16 protein-coding genes are annotated in these 16,491 nt (G+C 41.8%); all 16 read left to right on the top strand.

What is annotated here, in order from left to right:
* The first annotated feature begins 31 nt into the window (after nucleotides 1-31).
* The 16 genes from ATE37_RS01940 (at nucleotide 32) to topA (ending at nucleotide 16,401) form a co-directional block, all read left to right on the top strand.
* Nucleotides 32-1,306 carry a DUF2130 domain-containing protein gene (locus tag ATE37_RS01940; protein WP_084867443.1) on the top strand — a complete coding sequence of 425 codons (1,275 nt, stop codon included), beginning with the start codon at nucleotides 32-34 and terminating at the stop codon, nucleotides 1,304-1,306.
* A 7-nt stretch (nucleotides 1,307-1,313) separates the two neighbouring features.
* Nucleotides 1,314-2,312, top strand: coding sequence for a hypothetical protein (locus ATE37_RS01935; RefSeq protein ID WP_241502092.1), 999 nt, complete (start codon nucleotides 1,314-1,316; stop codon nucleotides 2,310-2,312).
* On the top strand, nucleotides 2,313-2,690 hold the full coding sequence (locus ATE37_RS01930) for an SdpI family protein (protein WP_000506903.1): 378 nt from the start codon (nucleotides 2,313-2,315) through the stop codon (nucleotides 2,688-2,690). It begins immediately after the preceding gene.
* A gap of 110 nt (nucleotides 2,691-2,800) precedes the next feature.
* Nucleotides 2,801-3,679, top strand: a complete 879-nt coding sequence (truB, locus tag ATE37_RS01925) for a tRNA pseudouridine(55) synthase TruB (protein ID WP_084867631.1) — start codon at nucleotides 2,801-2,803, stop codon at nucleotides 3,677-3,679.
* A 110-nt stretch (nucleotides 3,680-3,789) separates the two neighbouring features.
* Nucleotides 3,790-4,428, top strand: coding sequence for a uridine kinase (gene udk, locus ATE37_RS01920; protein ID WP_001181372.1), 639 nt, complete (start codon nucleotides 3,790-3,792; stop codon nucleotides 4,426-4,428).
* A 128-nt stretch (nucleotides 4,429-4,556) separates the two neighbouring features.
* A complete protein-coding gene (gene xseA / locus ATE37_RS01915) occupies nucleotides 4,557-5,897 on the top strand; it encodes an exodeoxyribonuclease VII large subunit (protein WP_084867442.1) in 1,341 nt (446 codons plus the stop codon).
* On the top strand, nucleotides 5,875-6,087 hold the full coding sequence (locus tag ATE37_RS01910) for an exodeoxyribonuclease VII small subunit (protein ID WP_000043224.1): 213 nt from the start codon (nucleotides 5,875-5,877) through the stop codon (nucleotides 6,085-6,087). Before xseA ends, ATE37_RS01910 begins: the two co-directional genes overlap by 23 nt.
* Nucleotides 6,084-6,959, top strand: a complete 876-nt coding sequence (locus ATE37_RS01905; RefSeq protein WP_084867441.1) for a polyprenyl synthetase family protein — start codon at nucleotides 6,084-6,086, stop codon at nucleotides 6,957-6,959. Before ATE37_RS01910 ends, ATE37_RS01905 begins: the two co-directional genes overlap by 4 nt.
* Nucleotides 6,952-7,767: a TlyA family RNA methyltransferase gene (locus ATE37_RS01900; protein WP_084867439.1), complete on the top strand. Its 816-nt coding sequence runs from the start codon at nucleotides 6,952-6,954 to the stop codon at nucleotides 7,765-7,767. The genes ATE37_RS01905 and ATE37_RS01900 overlap by 8 nt, the downstream gene beginning before the upstream one ends.
* Entirely contained in the window at nucleotides 7,760-8,191 is a 432-nt protein-coding gene (locus tag ATE37_RS01895) for an arginine repressor (RefSeq protein ID WP_001034390.1), read from the top strand. The genes ATE37_RS01900 and ATE37_RS01895 overlap by 8 nt, the downstream gene beginning before the upstream one ends.
* Before the next feature lie 6 nt (nucleotides 8,192-8,197).
* A complete protein-coding gene (gene recN, locus ATE37_RS01890) occupies nucleotides 8,198-9,865 on the top strand; it encodes a DNA repair protein RecN (RefSeq protein ID WP_084867437.1) in 1,668 nt (555 codons plus the stop codon).
* Nucleotides 9,866-10,594 carry a metallophosphoesterase family protein gene (locus ATE37_RS01885; protein ID WP_084867435.1) on the top strand — a complete coding sequence of 243 codons (729 nt, stop codon included), beginning with the start codon at nucleotides 9,866-9,868 and terminating at the stop codon, nucleotides 10,592-10,594.
* 78 nt (nucleotides 10,595-10,672) lie between these two features.
* Complete coding sequence (lepA, locus tag ATE37_RS01880; RefSeq protein ID WP_001047158.1) at nucleotides 10,673-12,496, top strand: translation elongation factor 4; 1,824 nt, start codon at nucleotides 10,673-10,675, stop codon at nucleotides 12,494-12,496.
* 145 nt (nucleotides 12,497-12,641) lie between these two features.
* The gene (locus ATE37_RS01875; RefSeq protein WP_084867434.1) at nucleotides 12,642-13,265 is read left to right on the top strand and encodes a hypothetical protein; all 624 of its coding nucleotides are present in this window, start codon (nucleotides 12,642-12,644) and stop codon (nucleotides 13,263-13,265) included.
* 81 nt (nucleotides 13,266-13,346) lie between these two features.
* A complete protein-coding gene (dprA, locus tag ATE37_RS01870) occupies nucleotides 13,347-14,195 on the top strand; it encodes a DNA-processing protein DprA (protein ID WP_084867432.1) in 849 nt (282 codons plus the stop codon).
* A gap of 118 nt (nucleotides 14,196-14,313) precedes the next feature.
* Nucleotides 14,314-16,401, top strand: a complete 2,088-nt coding sequence (gene topA, locus ATE37_RS01865) for a type I DNA topoisomerase (RefSeq protein WP_084867430.1) — start codon at nucleotides 14,314-14,316, stop codon at nucleotides 16,399-16,401.
* Nucleotides 16,402-16,491: the final 90 nt, after the last annotated feature.

Below are 16,491 nucleotides of genomic sequence, written 5' to 3'. Positions count from 1 at the left end.
ATATTTTATTTAGAATAACACGAGGTATCCTATGAACGAAATCAAATGTCCCAACTGTGGGGAAGTCTTTACAGTAAATGAAAGCCAGTATGCCGAACTCTTGTCACAAGTAAGAACAGCTGAGTTTGATAAGGAATTACACGATCGTATGAAGCAGGAGCTGGCCTTGGCTGAGCAAAAGGCCTTGAATGAGCAACAGTCTAAACTGGCTCAAAAAGACCAAGAAATTGCGCAATTGCAGAGTCAAATCCAAAACTTTGATACAGAGAAAGAGTTAGCTAAGAAAGAAGTTGAACAGACAAGTCATGAGGCCTTATTAGCAAAGGACAAGGAAGTGCAGGCCTTGGAGAACCAACTGGCTACCTTGCGTTTGGAGCATGAAAATCAACTGCAAAAGACCCTTTCTGACCTAGAAAAAGAACGGGATCAAGTTAAAAATCAGCTCCTCTTGCAAGAAAAGGAAAATGAGTTGTCTTTGGCTTCTGTTAAGCAGAATTACGAAGCCCAGCTCAAGGCTGCTAGTGAACAAGTAGAATTTTACAAGAATTTCAAAGCTCAACAATCAACCAAAGCTATCGGGGAAAGTTTAGAACAGTATGCGGAAAGTGAGTTTAACAAGGTCCGTAGTTTTGCTTTTCCAAATGCCTACTTTGAGAAGGATAATAAGGTTTCTGCGCGTGGTTCTAAGGGAGACTTTATCTTCCGTGATTTTGATGAAAATGGTCTAGAATTTATTTCCATCATGTTTGAAATGAAAAATGAAGCAGATGGAACAGAGAAGAAGCACAAGAATGCCGATTTCTATAAGGAATTGGACAAGGACCGTCGGGAGAAAAACTGCGAATATGCGGTTCTGGTGACCATGCTAGAAGCAGATAACGACTACTTTAATACAGGGATTGTTGATGTCAGTCACGAGTATGAAAAGATGTATGTGGTCCGTCCTCAGTTCTTTATTCAGTTGATTGGGCTTTTGAGAAATGCGGCGCTTAATTCCCTAAAATACAAACAAGAATTGGCCTTGGTTCGGGAGCAGAATATCGATATTACGCATTTTGAGGAAGATTTGGATGCCTTTAAACTAGCCTTTGCCAAGAACTACAATTCAGCTTCAACTAACTTTGGTAAAGCCATCGACGAAATTGATAAGGCCATCAAACGCATGGAAGAGGTTAAGAAATTCCTGACCACATCCGAAAACCAACTCCGCCTCGCTAATAACAAATTGGAAGATGTTTCGGTTAAAAAACTAACGCGAAAAAATCCAACCATGAAAGCGAAGTTTGAAGCACTGAAAGGGGAGTGAGAAAGCAGTGGAAAATGAATTATTAGTATTGGGTACTGAAGAAGTAGATGAGTCTAAAAATATAAACTATGACGAATTAGAAGAACTATTGGAACAGCAATTTACAATGGAGTTTTCTAATCTCGAAAAATTAGAACTAGAATGTAAAGAGATTAGTTCACCAGATAAATTAGGAGATGTTATTTTAGATGAAATCTGGGATCAATTTGCGAATCAAATTGGTTTAGATATGACAAGTGACACGCTTCTTAAGCAGTATAACGATAAACATCCTAATGGTTATACAAAAGAAGAGGGTGCTAAAATAATGAAAGATAAAAGGTATACTGATGCAAATAATGCTATGAAAGAAAAGCAAAAATTTGGAAATTTAAAGGATGAATATACTGGAAAAACTTTAAAATTAAATGAAAACGCAAATTTGGATCACGTTGTAGCACGTAAACAAATTTTTGAAAATTCTTGGAGAAAGATTGCTGATATAGATACTGCAGATTTAGCAAACAAAAAGGAAAATTTAGCAGCAACTAATGAATCACTTAATAAAAGTAAAGGTGCAAAATCTAATAGCGAGTATATAAAGGATAGAGAAGTAAGAGAAAAAAATCTAAAAGAACAAGTTGAAAGAGCTAATAAAAAAATTGACAAGAAGGATATTTCAGATTCCGAAAAACGAAATCTTAAAGCTATAAACGAAAAAAGATTAAATGATAAATACATTTTGCATGATTCTGCAAAAGAAACATTAAAAAAATATTTAGAATTACATAGTAACAATCCTGAAAATAAAAATGCAAATGGGCGATTTGTAAGAAATGTATTTGATAGGATAGCACGTTCTAGCGCACGTGTAAAAAAAATGCTACAAAGTCAAATTGAGCAATTGCGCGATGATTTTGAGCGTGAACGTACTCAACTAGTGGATCAAATCGATCAAAAAGACAAGCAGATTGCTGACATGATCGGAATCTATCATTTAGAGGTAAAAGTAATGGAGGGAATTTAAATGGGATTTAGGATATTCATGCTAATCGTAGTTTTACTTATTCCGTTAACTATGCTGTTATTTGGCTGGCTATTTTTCAGGAGAACACCGAAAGAAATCAATTATTTCTTCGGATACCGAACAAAAAGGTCCATGAGAAATGAAGAAACATGGAAGTTTGCGAATCAATATTTGGGGAAAGTATGGTATCTTTGCGGACTACTTTCAGCACCTCTCTCCGTGATTGCCATGGCCATTGTTTTTGAAAAGGGAACGGAGACAATGAGTACTGTTGGCTTTATTATCACGATGATTCAGACAATCCCTTTAGTTGGCGCGATGATTTCAACAGAGATTGCATTGAAGAAAAACTTTGATGAAAACGGGAGAAGGAAATAAACGAGGTATATCCATCACTAGAAGAAAAGCAGCAAATCTTTTGTTACAAAAGATAATTACATTACAATTCTTGAAGAAGATATTTCATGAATGAAATCAGAAAGCAACACATGAACGGTATTATCAACTTAAAAAAAGAAGCGGGGATGACCTCGCATGACGCGGTTTTTAAACTGCGTAAGATATTAGGGACAAAGAAAATCGGTCATGGTGGGACCTTAGATCCGGATGTAGTAGGTGTTTTACCTATTGCGGTTGGTAAGGCGACACGCATGGTCGAATTTATGCAGGATGAGGGCAAGGTCTATGAGGGAGAGATTACTCTGGGCTATTCAACGACGACCGAGGATGCAAGTGGAGAAGTAGTTGCAGAGACACCTGTTTTGTCGCCCTTGGATGAAACCACTGTCGATGAAGCGATTGCGGGTCTGACTGGGCCTATTACTCAGATTCCACCTATGTATTCGGCTGTTAAGGTTAATGGTCGCAAGCTCTATGAGTATGCGCGTGCAGGTCAGGAAGTGGAGCGTCCAGAACGTCAGGTGACCATTTATCAATTTGAACGAACAAGTCCGATTTCTTATGAGGGCGAACTTGCGCGTTTCACTTTTCGTGTGAAATGCAGTAAGGGGACTTATATCCGTACCTTATCGGTTGATTTAGGTGAGAAGCTGGGTTATGCGGCCCATATGTCTCATTTGACACGGACCAGTGCTGCAGGTTTGCAGCTAGAAGATGCTCTTACCTTAGACGAAATTGCTGAAAAAGTAGAGGCTGGTCAACTGAACTTTCTCCATCCTCTTGAAATTGGAACAGGGGACCTTGTTAAAGTTATCCTAACTCCAGAAGAGGCTACAGAAGTGCGCTTTGGTCGTTTTATCGAGTTAGAACAAACAGACAAAGAATTGGCTGCCTTTGAAGGTGATAAATTGCTTGCCATTTTAGAAAAAAGGGACAATTTCTACAAACCAAGAAAGGTTTTTGGCTAGTCTAACTGGAGTGTGGGGATGGATTTGTTTTCCCTAGACTATCCAAATCAGACTATAAATTTTGCAAAAAATGTGATAGAATAGACGACGGATAAAAAACGGAGGATAGCATGCAAAATAGACCAATCATTATCGGAGTAACAGGTGGTTCTGGTGGTGGTAAGACCAGTGTTTCAAGAGCCATTTTATCTCACTTTCCTGATGAAAAGATTTCCATGATTGAGCATGATTCTTACTACAAGGATCAGTCTCACTTGACCTTTGAAGAGCGTGTCAAAACCAACTACGACCATCCATTTGCCTTTGATACAGACTTGATGATCGAGCAGATTAAGGAATTGTTGGCAGGGCGCCCGGTGGACATTCCAACTTATGACTATACAGCGCATACACGGAGTAGCAAGACCTATCGTCAGGAGCCTCAGGATGTCTTTATCGTTGAGGGGATTCTGGTCTTGGAGGACAAGCGTCTGCGCGATTTGATGGATATCAAGATTTTTGTGGATACAGATGATGATGTGCGTATTATTCGTCGTATCAAGCGTGATATGGAAGAGCGTGGACGTAGCCTTGACAGTGTCATTGAGCAGTACTTAGGTGTAGTTAAACCCATGTACCACCAGTTTATCGAGCCGACTAAGCGTTATGCCGATATCGTCATTCCTGAGGGAGTCAGCAATACCGTTGCTATCGATCTTTTGACGACAAAAATTGCAAAGATTTTGGAAGAAGCGCGAAACAGTAAATAATCAGATGAGGAGGCCATGCCTCCTTTTTCTATTTTTCCTTTAGTTTCAGTAGGAAAAAGGTGATTTTTAAGCATGTTTTTGGTATAATAATACCCATGGAAAAGCAAGAAAATGAATAGTAGGTGGAGATGGAAAAGTATTTATCGGTAACAACTTTGACCAAGTATCTGAAAATGAAATTCGATAAAGACCCTTACTTGGAACGGGTCTATTTAACTGGTCAAGTTTCCAACTTTCGTAAACGACCTACTCACCAATATTTCTCCTTAAAAGATGATCATGCAGTCATTCAAGCGACCATCTGGTCTGGGATTTATCAAAAATTAGGTTTCGACCTGGAAGAGGGAATGAAAATCAATGTGATTGGGCGTGTGCAGGTCTATGAACCCAGTGGGAGCTACTCTATCATCATTGAAAAGGCTGAACCCGATGGGGTTGGGGCGCTTGCGATTCAGTTTGAACAACTCAAGAAAAAATTAACAGAAGAAGGCCTGTTTCAAGAACGCTTCAAGCAACCTCTTCCCCAGTTTGCTAAGCGAATCGGTGTGGTGACTAGTCGTAGTGGAGCCGTTATTCGAGATATTATCACGACCGTCAGCAGACGTTTTCCTGGTGTCGATATCCTTCTCTATCCGACCAAGGTGCAAGGTGATGGAGCTGCGGAGGAAATTGCTCGAAATATTGCGCGTGCCAATCAACGTGACGATTTGGATTTGCTCATTATTGGTCGTGGTGGTGGTTCCATAGAGGATCTCTGGGCCTTTAACGAAGAAATTGTGGTACGGGCTATTTTTGAATCCCGTTTGCCCGTCATTTCTAGTGTGGGGCATGAGACGGATGTGACCTTGGCAGACTTTGTGGCCGATCGTCGTGCTGCGACGCCAACAGCTGCAGCTGAACTGGCAACGCCTGTGACCAAGTTGGATCTCTTGAGCCATTTACAAAATCAAGAAAAACGAATGGCAACAGCAGTCCGAAATGTCCTATCTAAGAAACAAGAAGCTTTGAAAAAATGCAGTCAGTCCGTCATCTTTAGACAGCCAGAGCGCTTGTATGATGGTTATTTGCAACGGTTAGATCAACTACAGCTGCGCTTAAAACAAAGTTTGCGAACACGGATTTCTGATAATAAACAGCTAGTCCAAGCAAGGACGCATCAACTGGTCCAATTATCACCTATTACCAAAATCCAACGCTATCAAGATCGTCTAGGTCAGTTGGATAAGCTCCTACGTAGCCAGATGGCGCTTGTTTATGATGTTAAGGTTGCTGAAGTCAAGCGACTTTCAGAAGCTTTGTTGATGTTGGATACCAGTCGAATCGTGGCTCGTGGTTATGCAATTGTCAAAAAAGAAGGGTCAGTAGTCGATTCTGTTGAGATGTTGAATAAAAAAGACCAAGTGACGCTTTTGATGCGAGATGGTCAAGTAGAATTAGAGGTTAAAGATGTCAAAACAAAAGAAATTTGAGGAAAATCTAGCAGAACTAGAGTCCATTGTCCAAAGTTTGGAAAATGGTGAAATTGCTTTGGAAGATGCAATTGCGGCCTTTCAAAAGGGCATGGTCTTGTCAAAAGAGCTCCAAGCGACGCTGGACAAGGCTGAAAAAACCTTGGTCAAGGTTATGCAAGAAGACGGAACAGAAAGTGATTTTGAATGAAGAAGCAAGAAAAATTAGCTCTTGTTGAGTCGGCTTTGGAAAATTTTTATGGAGACCAGCAGTTTGCCTCTAGTTTGCGAGAGTCTGTTCTCTATTCCATTCATGCTGGTGGCAAGCGAATTCGCCCATTTCTCTTGTTAGAAGTTCTGGAAGCCTTGCAAGTTGCTATCAAACCTGCTCATGCCCAAGTGGCTGCGGCCTTGGAAATGATTCATACAGGGAGCTTGATTCACGATGACCTTCCAGCTATGGATGACGACGATTACCGTCGAGGGCGTTTGACAAATCACAAGAAATTTGGCGAAGCGATGGCGATTTTAGCGGGAGACGCCTTGTTCCTAGATCCCTATACCTTGATAGCGCAGGCAGATTTGCCAAGTCAGATCAAGGTGGATTTGATTGCCAACTTATCGCTTGCTTCAGGAAGTCTAGGTATGGTGGCAGGGCAGGTTTTAGACATGGAGGGTGAACACCAACATTTGTTCTTGGAAGAGCTTCAGACCATTCATGCAAATAAAACAGGTAAGTTACTGGCCTATCCTTTCCAAGCAGCTGCTATTATAGCTGAATTGGCTCCTGAAATGCAGGTAAAACTGAAAACTGTTGGTGAATTGATTGGGCTGGCCTTTCAAGTTCGAGATGATGTACTGGATGTGACAGCTAGTTTTGAGGAAATCGGCAAAACACCACAAAAGGATTTACAAGCTGAAAAATCAACCTATCCTGCCTTGTTGGGCTTGGAAGAGGCTATTGCCTTTTGTAACCAAACTCTGGATCAAGCCGAGGCTAAATTAGAAGAAATCGCCCAGCAGGTTCCCTTTGAAACAGAATCGATTGTAAAAGTAGTAGAAAGTTTAAGAATCAATGGCTAAGGAAAGAGTGGATGTACTAGCTTATAAACAGGGTTTGTTTGAAACGCGTGAACAAGCCAAGCGCGGTGTCATGGCTGGACTAGTCGTAGCTGTCCTTAATGGAGAACGCTTTGACAAGCCAGGAGAGAAAATTCCAGATGATACTGAACTAAAACTCAAGGGTGAAAAACTCAAGTATGTCAGTCGAGGTGGTCTAAAACTAGAGAAGGCCTTGGAGGTTTTTGATTTGTCAGTCGAGGGAGCAACCACGATTGATATTGGGGCTTCCACTGGAGGCTTTACTGACGTCATGTTGCAAAATGGTGCTGAGTTAGTCTTTGCAGTCGATGTTGGCACCAATCAGTTGGCTTGGAAATTACGCCAAGACCCACGGGTTGTCAGCATGGAGCAGTTTAATTTTCGTTATGCTGAGAAGACTGATTTTGAGCAGGAACCAAGCTTTGCCAGTATTGATGTGAGTTTCATTTCCCTCAGTCTGATTTTGCCTGCTTTGCATCGTGTCTTGGCTGATCAAGGTCAGGTCGTGGCTCTGGTTAAGCCCCAGTTTGAAGCAGGTCGTGAGCAGATTGGGAAGAATGGAATCATTCGCGATGCCAAGGTTCATCAACATGTCCTTGAATCTGTCACTGCTATGGCAGTTGAACAAGGTTTTTCAGTGTTTGGATTAGACTATTCACCAATCCAAGGTGGACATGGAAACATCGAATTTCTGGTATATTTGAAAAAAGAAGAGGGAGCAAGCAATCAAGTTGCCCCTGAAATAGAAAAAGTTGTAGAGAGAGCACATAGAGAATTTAAAGATGAATAAAAAAGAGAGACTTGAAAAAATTAGAAGATTTGTTACGGATTATCAAATCGGGACTCAGGAAGAAATCGTTGAGCATTTGAAGGAAGCAGGTATTTCTGCTACGCAAGCCACTGTCTCAAGGGACATCAAGGAGCTTGGGATTGTTAAAATTCCTTTGAAGAACAACACCTATATCTATGAGTTGCCAAAATCAATCGTCAAAAGTTTGCAGTTGGCTGAGGATAATATTGTGAGTTCTGAGTTAATGGGAAATATGATCAATCTTGCTGTCATTCCTGGAAATACTATTTTTGTGAAGAGTCAGTTGGTTGAGGCATTCTCTGAACAGATTTTTAGCTGTCTAGCTGATGATGATTCTATCTTAATTGTAGCTAGAACAGCAGAGGCAGCTGAGGAAATTGTTGAACAAGTCAAAAAATGGTAGGTCAGTATGTTACTTGAAATTTCGATAAAAAACTTTGCCATTATTGAGGCGATTTCGCTCAATTTTGAAAAGGGTATGACTGTTTTAACCGGAGAAACGGGTGCTGGGAAGTCTATCATTATCGACGCTATGAATCTCATGTTGGGAGCTCGTGCAACGACAGACGTTATTCGTCATGGTTCGCCAAAGGCAGAGATAGAGGGGCTTTTCTCGGTTGAAAATAGTCGCCTTTTACAGGAACTTTTTGATGAGCAAGGTTTGGAAATGGGTGAGGAGATCATCATCCGTCGGGAAATTTTGCAAAATGGTCGTAGTGTTAGTCGCGTGAATGGTCAGATGGTCAATCTTTCTGTCTTGCGTGCTATTGGGCAACACCTTGTGGATATCCATGGCCAGCATGACCAAGAGGAGTTAATGCGTCCTCAACTGCACATCCAGATGTTGGATGAGTTTGGTGATGCAGCTTTCTTGGAGTTGAAAGAAACCTATCAGACGAGCTTTGATGCCTATCGCAAAATGCGTAAGCAGGTTTTGGAAGTCAAGAAAAATCAGCAGGAACACAAGGCTCGTATTGAGATGTTGGAATTTCAGATGGCAGAGATTGAGGCTGCAAACTTGCAGGCTGGTGAAGACTTGGCTCTCAACCAAGAACGAGATAAACTCCTCAATCATAAAAATATTGCGGATACGCTAACCAACGCTTATAGCATGTTGGACAATGAGGAATTCTCCAGTCTTGCTAATGTCCGTTCAGCCATGAATGACATGGAAAGTGTCGAAGAATACGATCCTGAATACCGTGAAATTTCAAGTTCTCTGTCAGAAACCTACTATGTTTTAGAAGATATTACAAAGCGTCTAGAAGATATTATTGAGGACTTGGATTTTGATGGCAATCGCCTCATGCAAGTTGAAAATCGCTTAGATCTTCTGAATACTATTACTCGCAAGTATGGTGGGACTGTAGACGATGTCTTGCTTTATTTTGCCAAGATTACGGATGAGTACAATCTCTTGACTGGAAATAACCTTTCTTCCGAAGACATGGAAGCAGAGCTCAAGAAATTGGAAGTTAATCTTGTTGATTTGGCGGGGCAGCTTGCATCCGCTCGTCATGATTTGGCCCAGCAGCTCGAAGCTGAGATTAAACAAGAACTGCAAGACCTCTATATGGAGAAAGCACAATTCCAGGTTCGCTTTAGTAAGGGCAAATTTAGTCGTGAGGGGAATGAAATGGTCGAATTTTACATTTCCACCAACCCTGGTGAAGACTTTAAGCCTTTGGTCAAAGTTGCGTCCGGTGGGGAATTATCCCGTCTCATGTTGGCTATCAAGTCAGCCTTTTCTCGTAAGGAAGGGAAGACTAGTATTGTCTTTGATGAGGTGGATACTGGAGTTTCAGGTCGCGTGGCCCAAGCCATCGCTCAGAAGATTCATAAGATTGGTCAGCATGGTCAGGTTCTTGCTATTTCTCACCTTCCACAAGTGATTGCCATCGCGGATTATCAATTCTTTATTGAGAAGATTAGCGATGAGCACTCAACGGTGTCGACGGTTCGCCTCTTGACTTTAGAAGAGCGAGTAGAGGAAGTAGCTAAGATGTTAGCTGGGGAGAATGTAACAGAAGCTGCCCTTACCCAAGCCAGAGAATTATTGCAAACGAGGATGAAATAAATGACAGACTATTATGTAATTGGAGATGTTCACGGAAAGGCAGGTATGCTAGAAGATCTGCTCAAGACCTGGGATGGTCAAACTCAGTTGCTCTTTCTAGGGGATTTGATTGACCGAGGTGAAGACAGTCGCCGTGTTCTAGAGATGGTCAAAGACTTGGTCGACAATCAAGGAGCTATTTGTTTATCAGGTAACCATGAGTATATGTTTCTGACTTGGCTTGATGACCCAGAAGAAAGCTATGACCATTATCGTCGCAATGGTGGTGATACAACCATTAACTCAATTTTAGGTCGTCCCTTGGATGCACCAGTTGATGGCGTAGAAGATGCCAAACGGGTTGCGACAGAAGCAGCAGACTTGGTCGGATTTATTCGTCAAATGCCATTTGTGGTGGAGACAGACAAGTATATCTTTGTTCATGCGGGTATTGACTTGACCTTGGAAGACTGGCATGAAACAACAGATTACAAGAAAGTCTGGCTCAGAAAACCATTCCACGAAGCCGAAAATCATACTGGGAAAACCATTGTCTTTGGGCATACACCAGTTTATGGCTTACTGAAGCAAGACCGAGGTACAGCTGAGCTTTGGATAACAGAGGATGGCAAGATTGGCATGGATGGAGGAGCTGTCTATGGTGGTGTCCTTCATGGGATCGTCTTTACAGACCAAGGAATGACAGAACACCACTTTATCGAAAATGATGGCTTTATTGCCGAAGATTAGTACTCCTAGCAGGGTATGGTCTTGTCAAAATGTTAAAAACAATTTATAATTAATAGATACCCTGAAAGGAAGAGCATCATGAACTTAGAAGATTTGAAAAAACGACAGGAGAAGATTCGGAACTTCTCTATTATCGCCCATATTGACCATGGGAAATCAACCCTAGCAGACCGCATTTTGGAAAAGACGGAGACGGTTTCTAGTCGTGAAATGCAAGCCCAACTTCTGGATAGTATGGATCTTGAGCGTGAACGTGGGATTACCATTAAACTCAATGCCATTGAGCTTAATTACACTGCGAAAGATGGTGAGACCTATATTTTCCACTTGATTGACACGCCAGGGCACGTGGACTTTACCTATGAAGTGTCGCGTTCGCTAGCTGCCTGTGAAGGAGCGATTTTGGTGGTTGATGCGGCCCAAGGGATTGAGGCGCAAACTCTTGCTAACGTTTATTTAGCCTTGGATAATGATTTGGAAATCTTGCCCGTCATTAACAAGATTGACCTACCAGCAGCCGATCCAGAGCGTGTGCGTACAGAGATTGAGGATGTCATCGGACTGGATGCCAGCGAAGCGGTCTTGGCTTCAGCCAAAGCTGGTATTGGTATTGAAGAAATTCTTGAGCAGATCGTTGAAAAAGTGCCAGCTCCAACTGGTGATGTAACGGCGCCACTCAAAGCATTGATTTTCGACTCTGTTTACGATGCTTACCGTGGGGTTATCCTCCAAGTGCGTGTTATGGACGGAGTGGTTAAACCTGGCGATAAGATTCAGCTCATGAGCAATGGCAAGACCTTTGATGTGACGGAGGTCGGTATTTTCACGCCGAAAGCAGTTGGTCGTGATTTTCTAGCGACAGGTGACGTTGGTTATATTGCGGCTTCTATCAAGACAGTTCAAGATACGCGCGTGGGTGATACAGTTACTCTAGCAAGCAATCCAGCAGCAGAACCGCTAGATGGATACAAGCAGATGAATCCTATGGTCTTTGCTGGTCTTTATCCAATTGAGTCAAACAAGTACAATGACCTTCGTGAAGCCCTAGAAAAATTGCAACTCAATGATGCTAGCTTGCAGTTTGAACCAGAAACATCTCAGGCCCTTGGATTTGGTTTCCGTTGTGGATTCCTTGGACTTCTCCATATGGATGTTATCCAAGAGCGTTTGGAGCGTGAGTTCAACATTGACCTTATCATGACAGCTCCGTCTGTTATTTACAAGGTTAACCAAACTGACGGTGAGTCTATGGATGTGTCTAACCCCTCTGAATTTCCAGACCCAACCAAGATTGCGACTATTGAAGAGCCTTATGTTAAGGCGCAAATCATGGTACCACAGGAGTTTGTCGGAGCAGTGATGGAATTGGCTCAGCGCAAGCGTGGGGACTTTGTGACCATGGACTATATTGATGATAATCGTGTCAATGTTATCTATCAGATTCCACTTGCTGAAATCGTCTTTGACTTCTTTGATAAGCTCAAGTCTTCGACGCGTGGTTACGCAAGCTTTGACTACGAATTGTCAGAGTACCGCCCATCTAAGCTGGTCAAAATGGATATCCTTCTCAATGGAGACAAGGTGGACGCCCTCAGCTTTATCGTTCACAAGGATTTTGCCTACGAACGTGGGAAACTCATCGTGGATAAACTTAAGAAAATCATCCCTCGTCAACAATTTGAGGTGCCGATCCAAGCAGCTATTGGGCACAAGATCGTGGCTCGTACAGATATCAAGGCCCTTCGTAAGAACGTACTTGCCAAATGTTATGGTGGTGACGTTTCTCGTAAACGCAAACTCCTTGAAAAACAAAAAGCTGGTAAGAAACGCATGAAAGCCATCGGATCAGTAGAAGTACCACAAGAAGCCTTCCTTAGCGTCTTGAGCATGGATGAAGAATAGAAATAGAAAATAAAACTCTTGAAGATTCTTCAAGAGTTTTTACTTTAAATGAGAGCGAGTAAAATCATCAACTGACAAAATAGATCAGGTCAGAATTTGACAGAAGTTCTTATTTTTCTTATAATGCAGATGGAGAGGTGGTAGGATGAAAAAATTATTGATTTTAGGTACTGTAGTTACTGTTAGTGCTTTTTTAGCTTCATGCTCCAATAATTCGCAAACAGCAACCGAAGAAAGTTCGACTGCGGTTGTTAGTTCTTCTAGCAGTCAGGAAACGAGTAGCTCTAGCTCTGCAGTTTCTGAAGCGAAAAAGGAAGAGACGCAAATCATCGGTTCGAATGAATATGGATTTGTCAAGGTACCCAAATCATGGGTTCGATTCCATGAAGTAGAAGGTGGAAATGATATACAGTATTGTGATGGAACAGATATCAACATTGTTACGCTGAATACCTTCAAGGCTGATCAGTTCAATATCAGCGAAGAAGAATATGCTAAACTGGATGTTGTGACTGTCTCATCTAGTATTTTAACTTCTAAAGAACAAAGCTCTGATTTCAGTAAGGTTTGGGGCTCCAAATCGACCATTGGAGGTTATGAAGCCTATGTTGTCAATGCAATTGCTAAGTCAGGGAAATACCTCATTACCTGGGTTTTCCGATCAAATGATGGTAAAATCCGCTATGTTTCACTTGAAGGGGATGGGGAAACTTTAAAAACAATCTTACCGATGGTTGAAAGTAGCTGGTCAACTACTAAAGCTGAATAAATGAAAAAAAGAAGATCCTTGGTCTTCTTTTTATTTTTTTTACGAATAGATAGATGAGTAGAAAAAGAAATGGAGTTGTATATGAAGATCACAAACTATGAGATTTACAAATTGAGAAAAGCTGGGCTGACCAATCAACAAATTTTAACTGTTCTTGAATACGATGAGACTATAGATCAGGAGCTCTTGCTGGGTGATATTGCAGAAATTTCAGGATGCCGTAATCCAGCGGTTTTTATGGAACGCTATTTCCAGATAGATGATGCACAGTTGGAGAAGGAGTTTCAGAAATTTCCATCCTTTTCTATTCTTGATGACTGTTATCCTTGGGATCTGAGTGAGATTTATGATGCTCCAGTGCTCTTGTTTTATAAAGGAAATCTAGACTTGTTGAAGTTTCCGAAGGTTGCTGTTGTAGGGAGCCGTTCATGTTCTAGTCAGGGAGCAAAGTCGGTTCAGAGAGTTATCCAAGGTTTGGAAAACGAGTTAATTGTGGTCAGTGGTTTAGCTAAAGGGATTGATACGGCTGCCCATATGGCTGCACTCCAGAATGGAGGAAGAACGATTGCAGTGATTGGAACAGGATTGGATGTTTTTTATCCCCGAGCCAATAAACGTTTGCAGGAACACATTGGCAATCACCATTTGATACTTAGCGAGTATGGACCTGGTGAAGAACCCTTGAAATTTCACTTTCCAGCTCGTAATCGAATCATAGCAGGACTATGTCGAGGAGTCATTGTAGCAGAGGCAAGAATGCGTTCAGGGAGTCTCATCACCTGTGAGCGAGCTATGGAGGAAGGTCGTGATGTCTTTGCTATTCCAGGAAACATTTTAGACGGTCATTCAGATGGCTGTCACCACCTGATCCAAGAGGGAGCAAAGCTGATTTCCAGCGGTCAAGATGTGCTGGCTGAGTTTGAATTTTAAGGAGAAATTTGTTCACTCAGATAAACTTTTCTTCTTATATATAAGACTTAGGTCTTGACAGCTATAGAAAAATGGTTTACACTTTATAAAGTTTATTACTTTGAAAAGGTGTGATAGTGTGGCTACGGCAACAAAGAAGAAAAAATCAACAGTTAAAAAAAATCTAGTCATCGTAGAGTCGCCTGCCAAGGCGAAAACGATTGAGAAATATTTAGGCAGAAATTACAAGGTTTTAGCCAGTGTCGGGCATATCCGTGATTTGAAAAAATCCAGTATGTCGGTCGACATTGAAAACAACTATGAACCGCAATATATCAATATCCGTGGAAAAGGCCCTCTCATTAATGACTTGAAAAAAGAAGCTAAAAAGTCCAATAAAGTCTTTCTTGCGAGTGACCCGGACCGTGAAGGAGAAGCAATTTCCTGGCATTTAGCTCATATCCTTGATTTGGATGAGAATGATGCCAACCGTGTGGTTTTTAATGAAATCACCAAGGACGCAGTGAAAAATGCCTTTAAAGAGCCTCGCAAGATTGACATGGACTTGGTCGACGCCCAACAAGCTCGTCGTGTCTTAGACCGCTTGGTGGGGTATTCGATTTCGCCAATTTTGTGGAAAAAGGTCAAGAAGGGCTTATCAGCAGGACGCGTGCAGTCTGTTGCTCTTAAGCTCATCATTGACCGTGAAAATGAGATCAATGCCTTCCAACCGGAAGAATACTGGACAATTGATGGTGTCTTTAAGAAGGGTACCAAGCAATTTCAGGCTTCTTTCTATGGTATGAATGGCAAAAAGATGAAATTGACCACTAATGAAGAAGTCAAAGAAGTCTTGTCCCATTTGACTAGTAAAGATTTCACAGTAGACCAGGTAGATAAGAAAGAACGCAAACGCAATGCGCCCCTACCTTATACAACTTCAACCATGCAGATGGATGCTGCTAACAAAATCAATTTCCGTACTCGAAAGACTATGATGGTGGCCCAACAGCTCTATGAAGGGATCAATATCGGATCAGGCGTGCAAGGTTTGATTACCTATATGCGTACAGACTCGACTCGTATCAGTCCTGTGGCTCAGAACGAAGCGGCAAGCTACATTAACGACCGTTTTGGTAGCAAGTATTCCAAGCATGGTAGCAGGGTCAAGAATGCCTCAGGTGCTCAGGATGCCCACGAAGCCATTCGTCCATCTAGTGTCTTTAACACACCTGAAAGTATCGCTAAGTACTTGGACAAAGACCAGCTCAAGCTCTATACCCTTATCTGGAACCGTTTTGTGGCTAGCCAGATGACAGGCGCTATCTTTGATACCATGGCTGTTAAGCTCTCTCAAAATGGGGTTCAGTTTGCGGCAAATGGAAGCCAAGTTAAGTTTGATGGATATCTTGCTATCTACAACGACTCTGACAAGAACAAAATGTTGCCAGATATGGCTGTTGGAGATGTGGTCAAACAGGTCAATAGCAAGCCAGAACAACATTTCACCCAACCACCTGCACGCTATTCTGAAGCGACTCTTATCAAGACCTTGGAAGAAAATGGAGTTGGACGTCCGTCAACCTATGCTCCCACCATTGAAACCATCCAGAAACGCTATTATGTTCGTCTGGCATCCAAACGATTTGAACCAACAGAATTGGGAGAAATTGTTAACAAGCTCATCGTTGAATACTTCCCAGACATCGTCAATGTGACCTTCACAGCTGAAATGGAAGGAAAACTGGATGATGTCGAGGTTGGAAAAGAGCAGTGGCAACGGGTCATTGACGCCTTTTACAAACCATTCTCCAAAGATGTAGCCAAGGCTGAAGCTGAAATGGAAAAAATTCAGATCAAGGATGAGCCAGCTGGATTTGACTGTGAAGTCTGTGGTAGTCCAATGGTGATTAAGCTAGGCCGTTTTGGTAAATTCTATGCATGTAGCAATTTCCCAGACTGCCGTCACACACAAGCAATTGTCAAAGAGATTGGAGTCGAGTGTCCAAGCTGTCATCAAGGACAAATCATCGAACGCAAAACCAAGCGCAATCGTATCTTCTATGGTTGCAATCGCTATCCAGAATGTGAATTTACTTCCTGGGACAAACCAATTGGCCGTGACTGTCCAAAATGCGGACATTTTCTTGTGGAGAAAAAAGTCCGTGGTGGTGGTAAGCAGGTTGTATGTAGTAATGGCGACTACGAAGAGGAAAAAATTAAGTAAAATGAAGAGTCCTGAAAATGATTTTCAGGCTCTTTTTGGTTGGAGCTTGACAAATTTCCCCCTTGTGTGCGAAACTAGAGGAAGAGTAAT

It is taken from the genome of Streptococcus oralis subsp. tigurinus, assembly GCF_002093575.1.
In the GTDB taxonomy this organism is placed as follows: Bacteria; Bacillota; Bacilli; order Lactobacillales; family Streptococcaceae; genus Streptococcus; species Streptococcus oralis_CH.
This window is presented reverse-complemented; position numbering and strand designations above follow the sequence as displayed.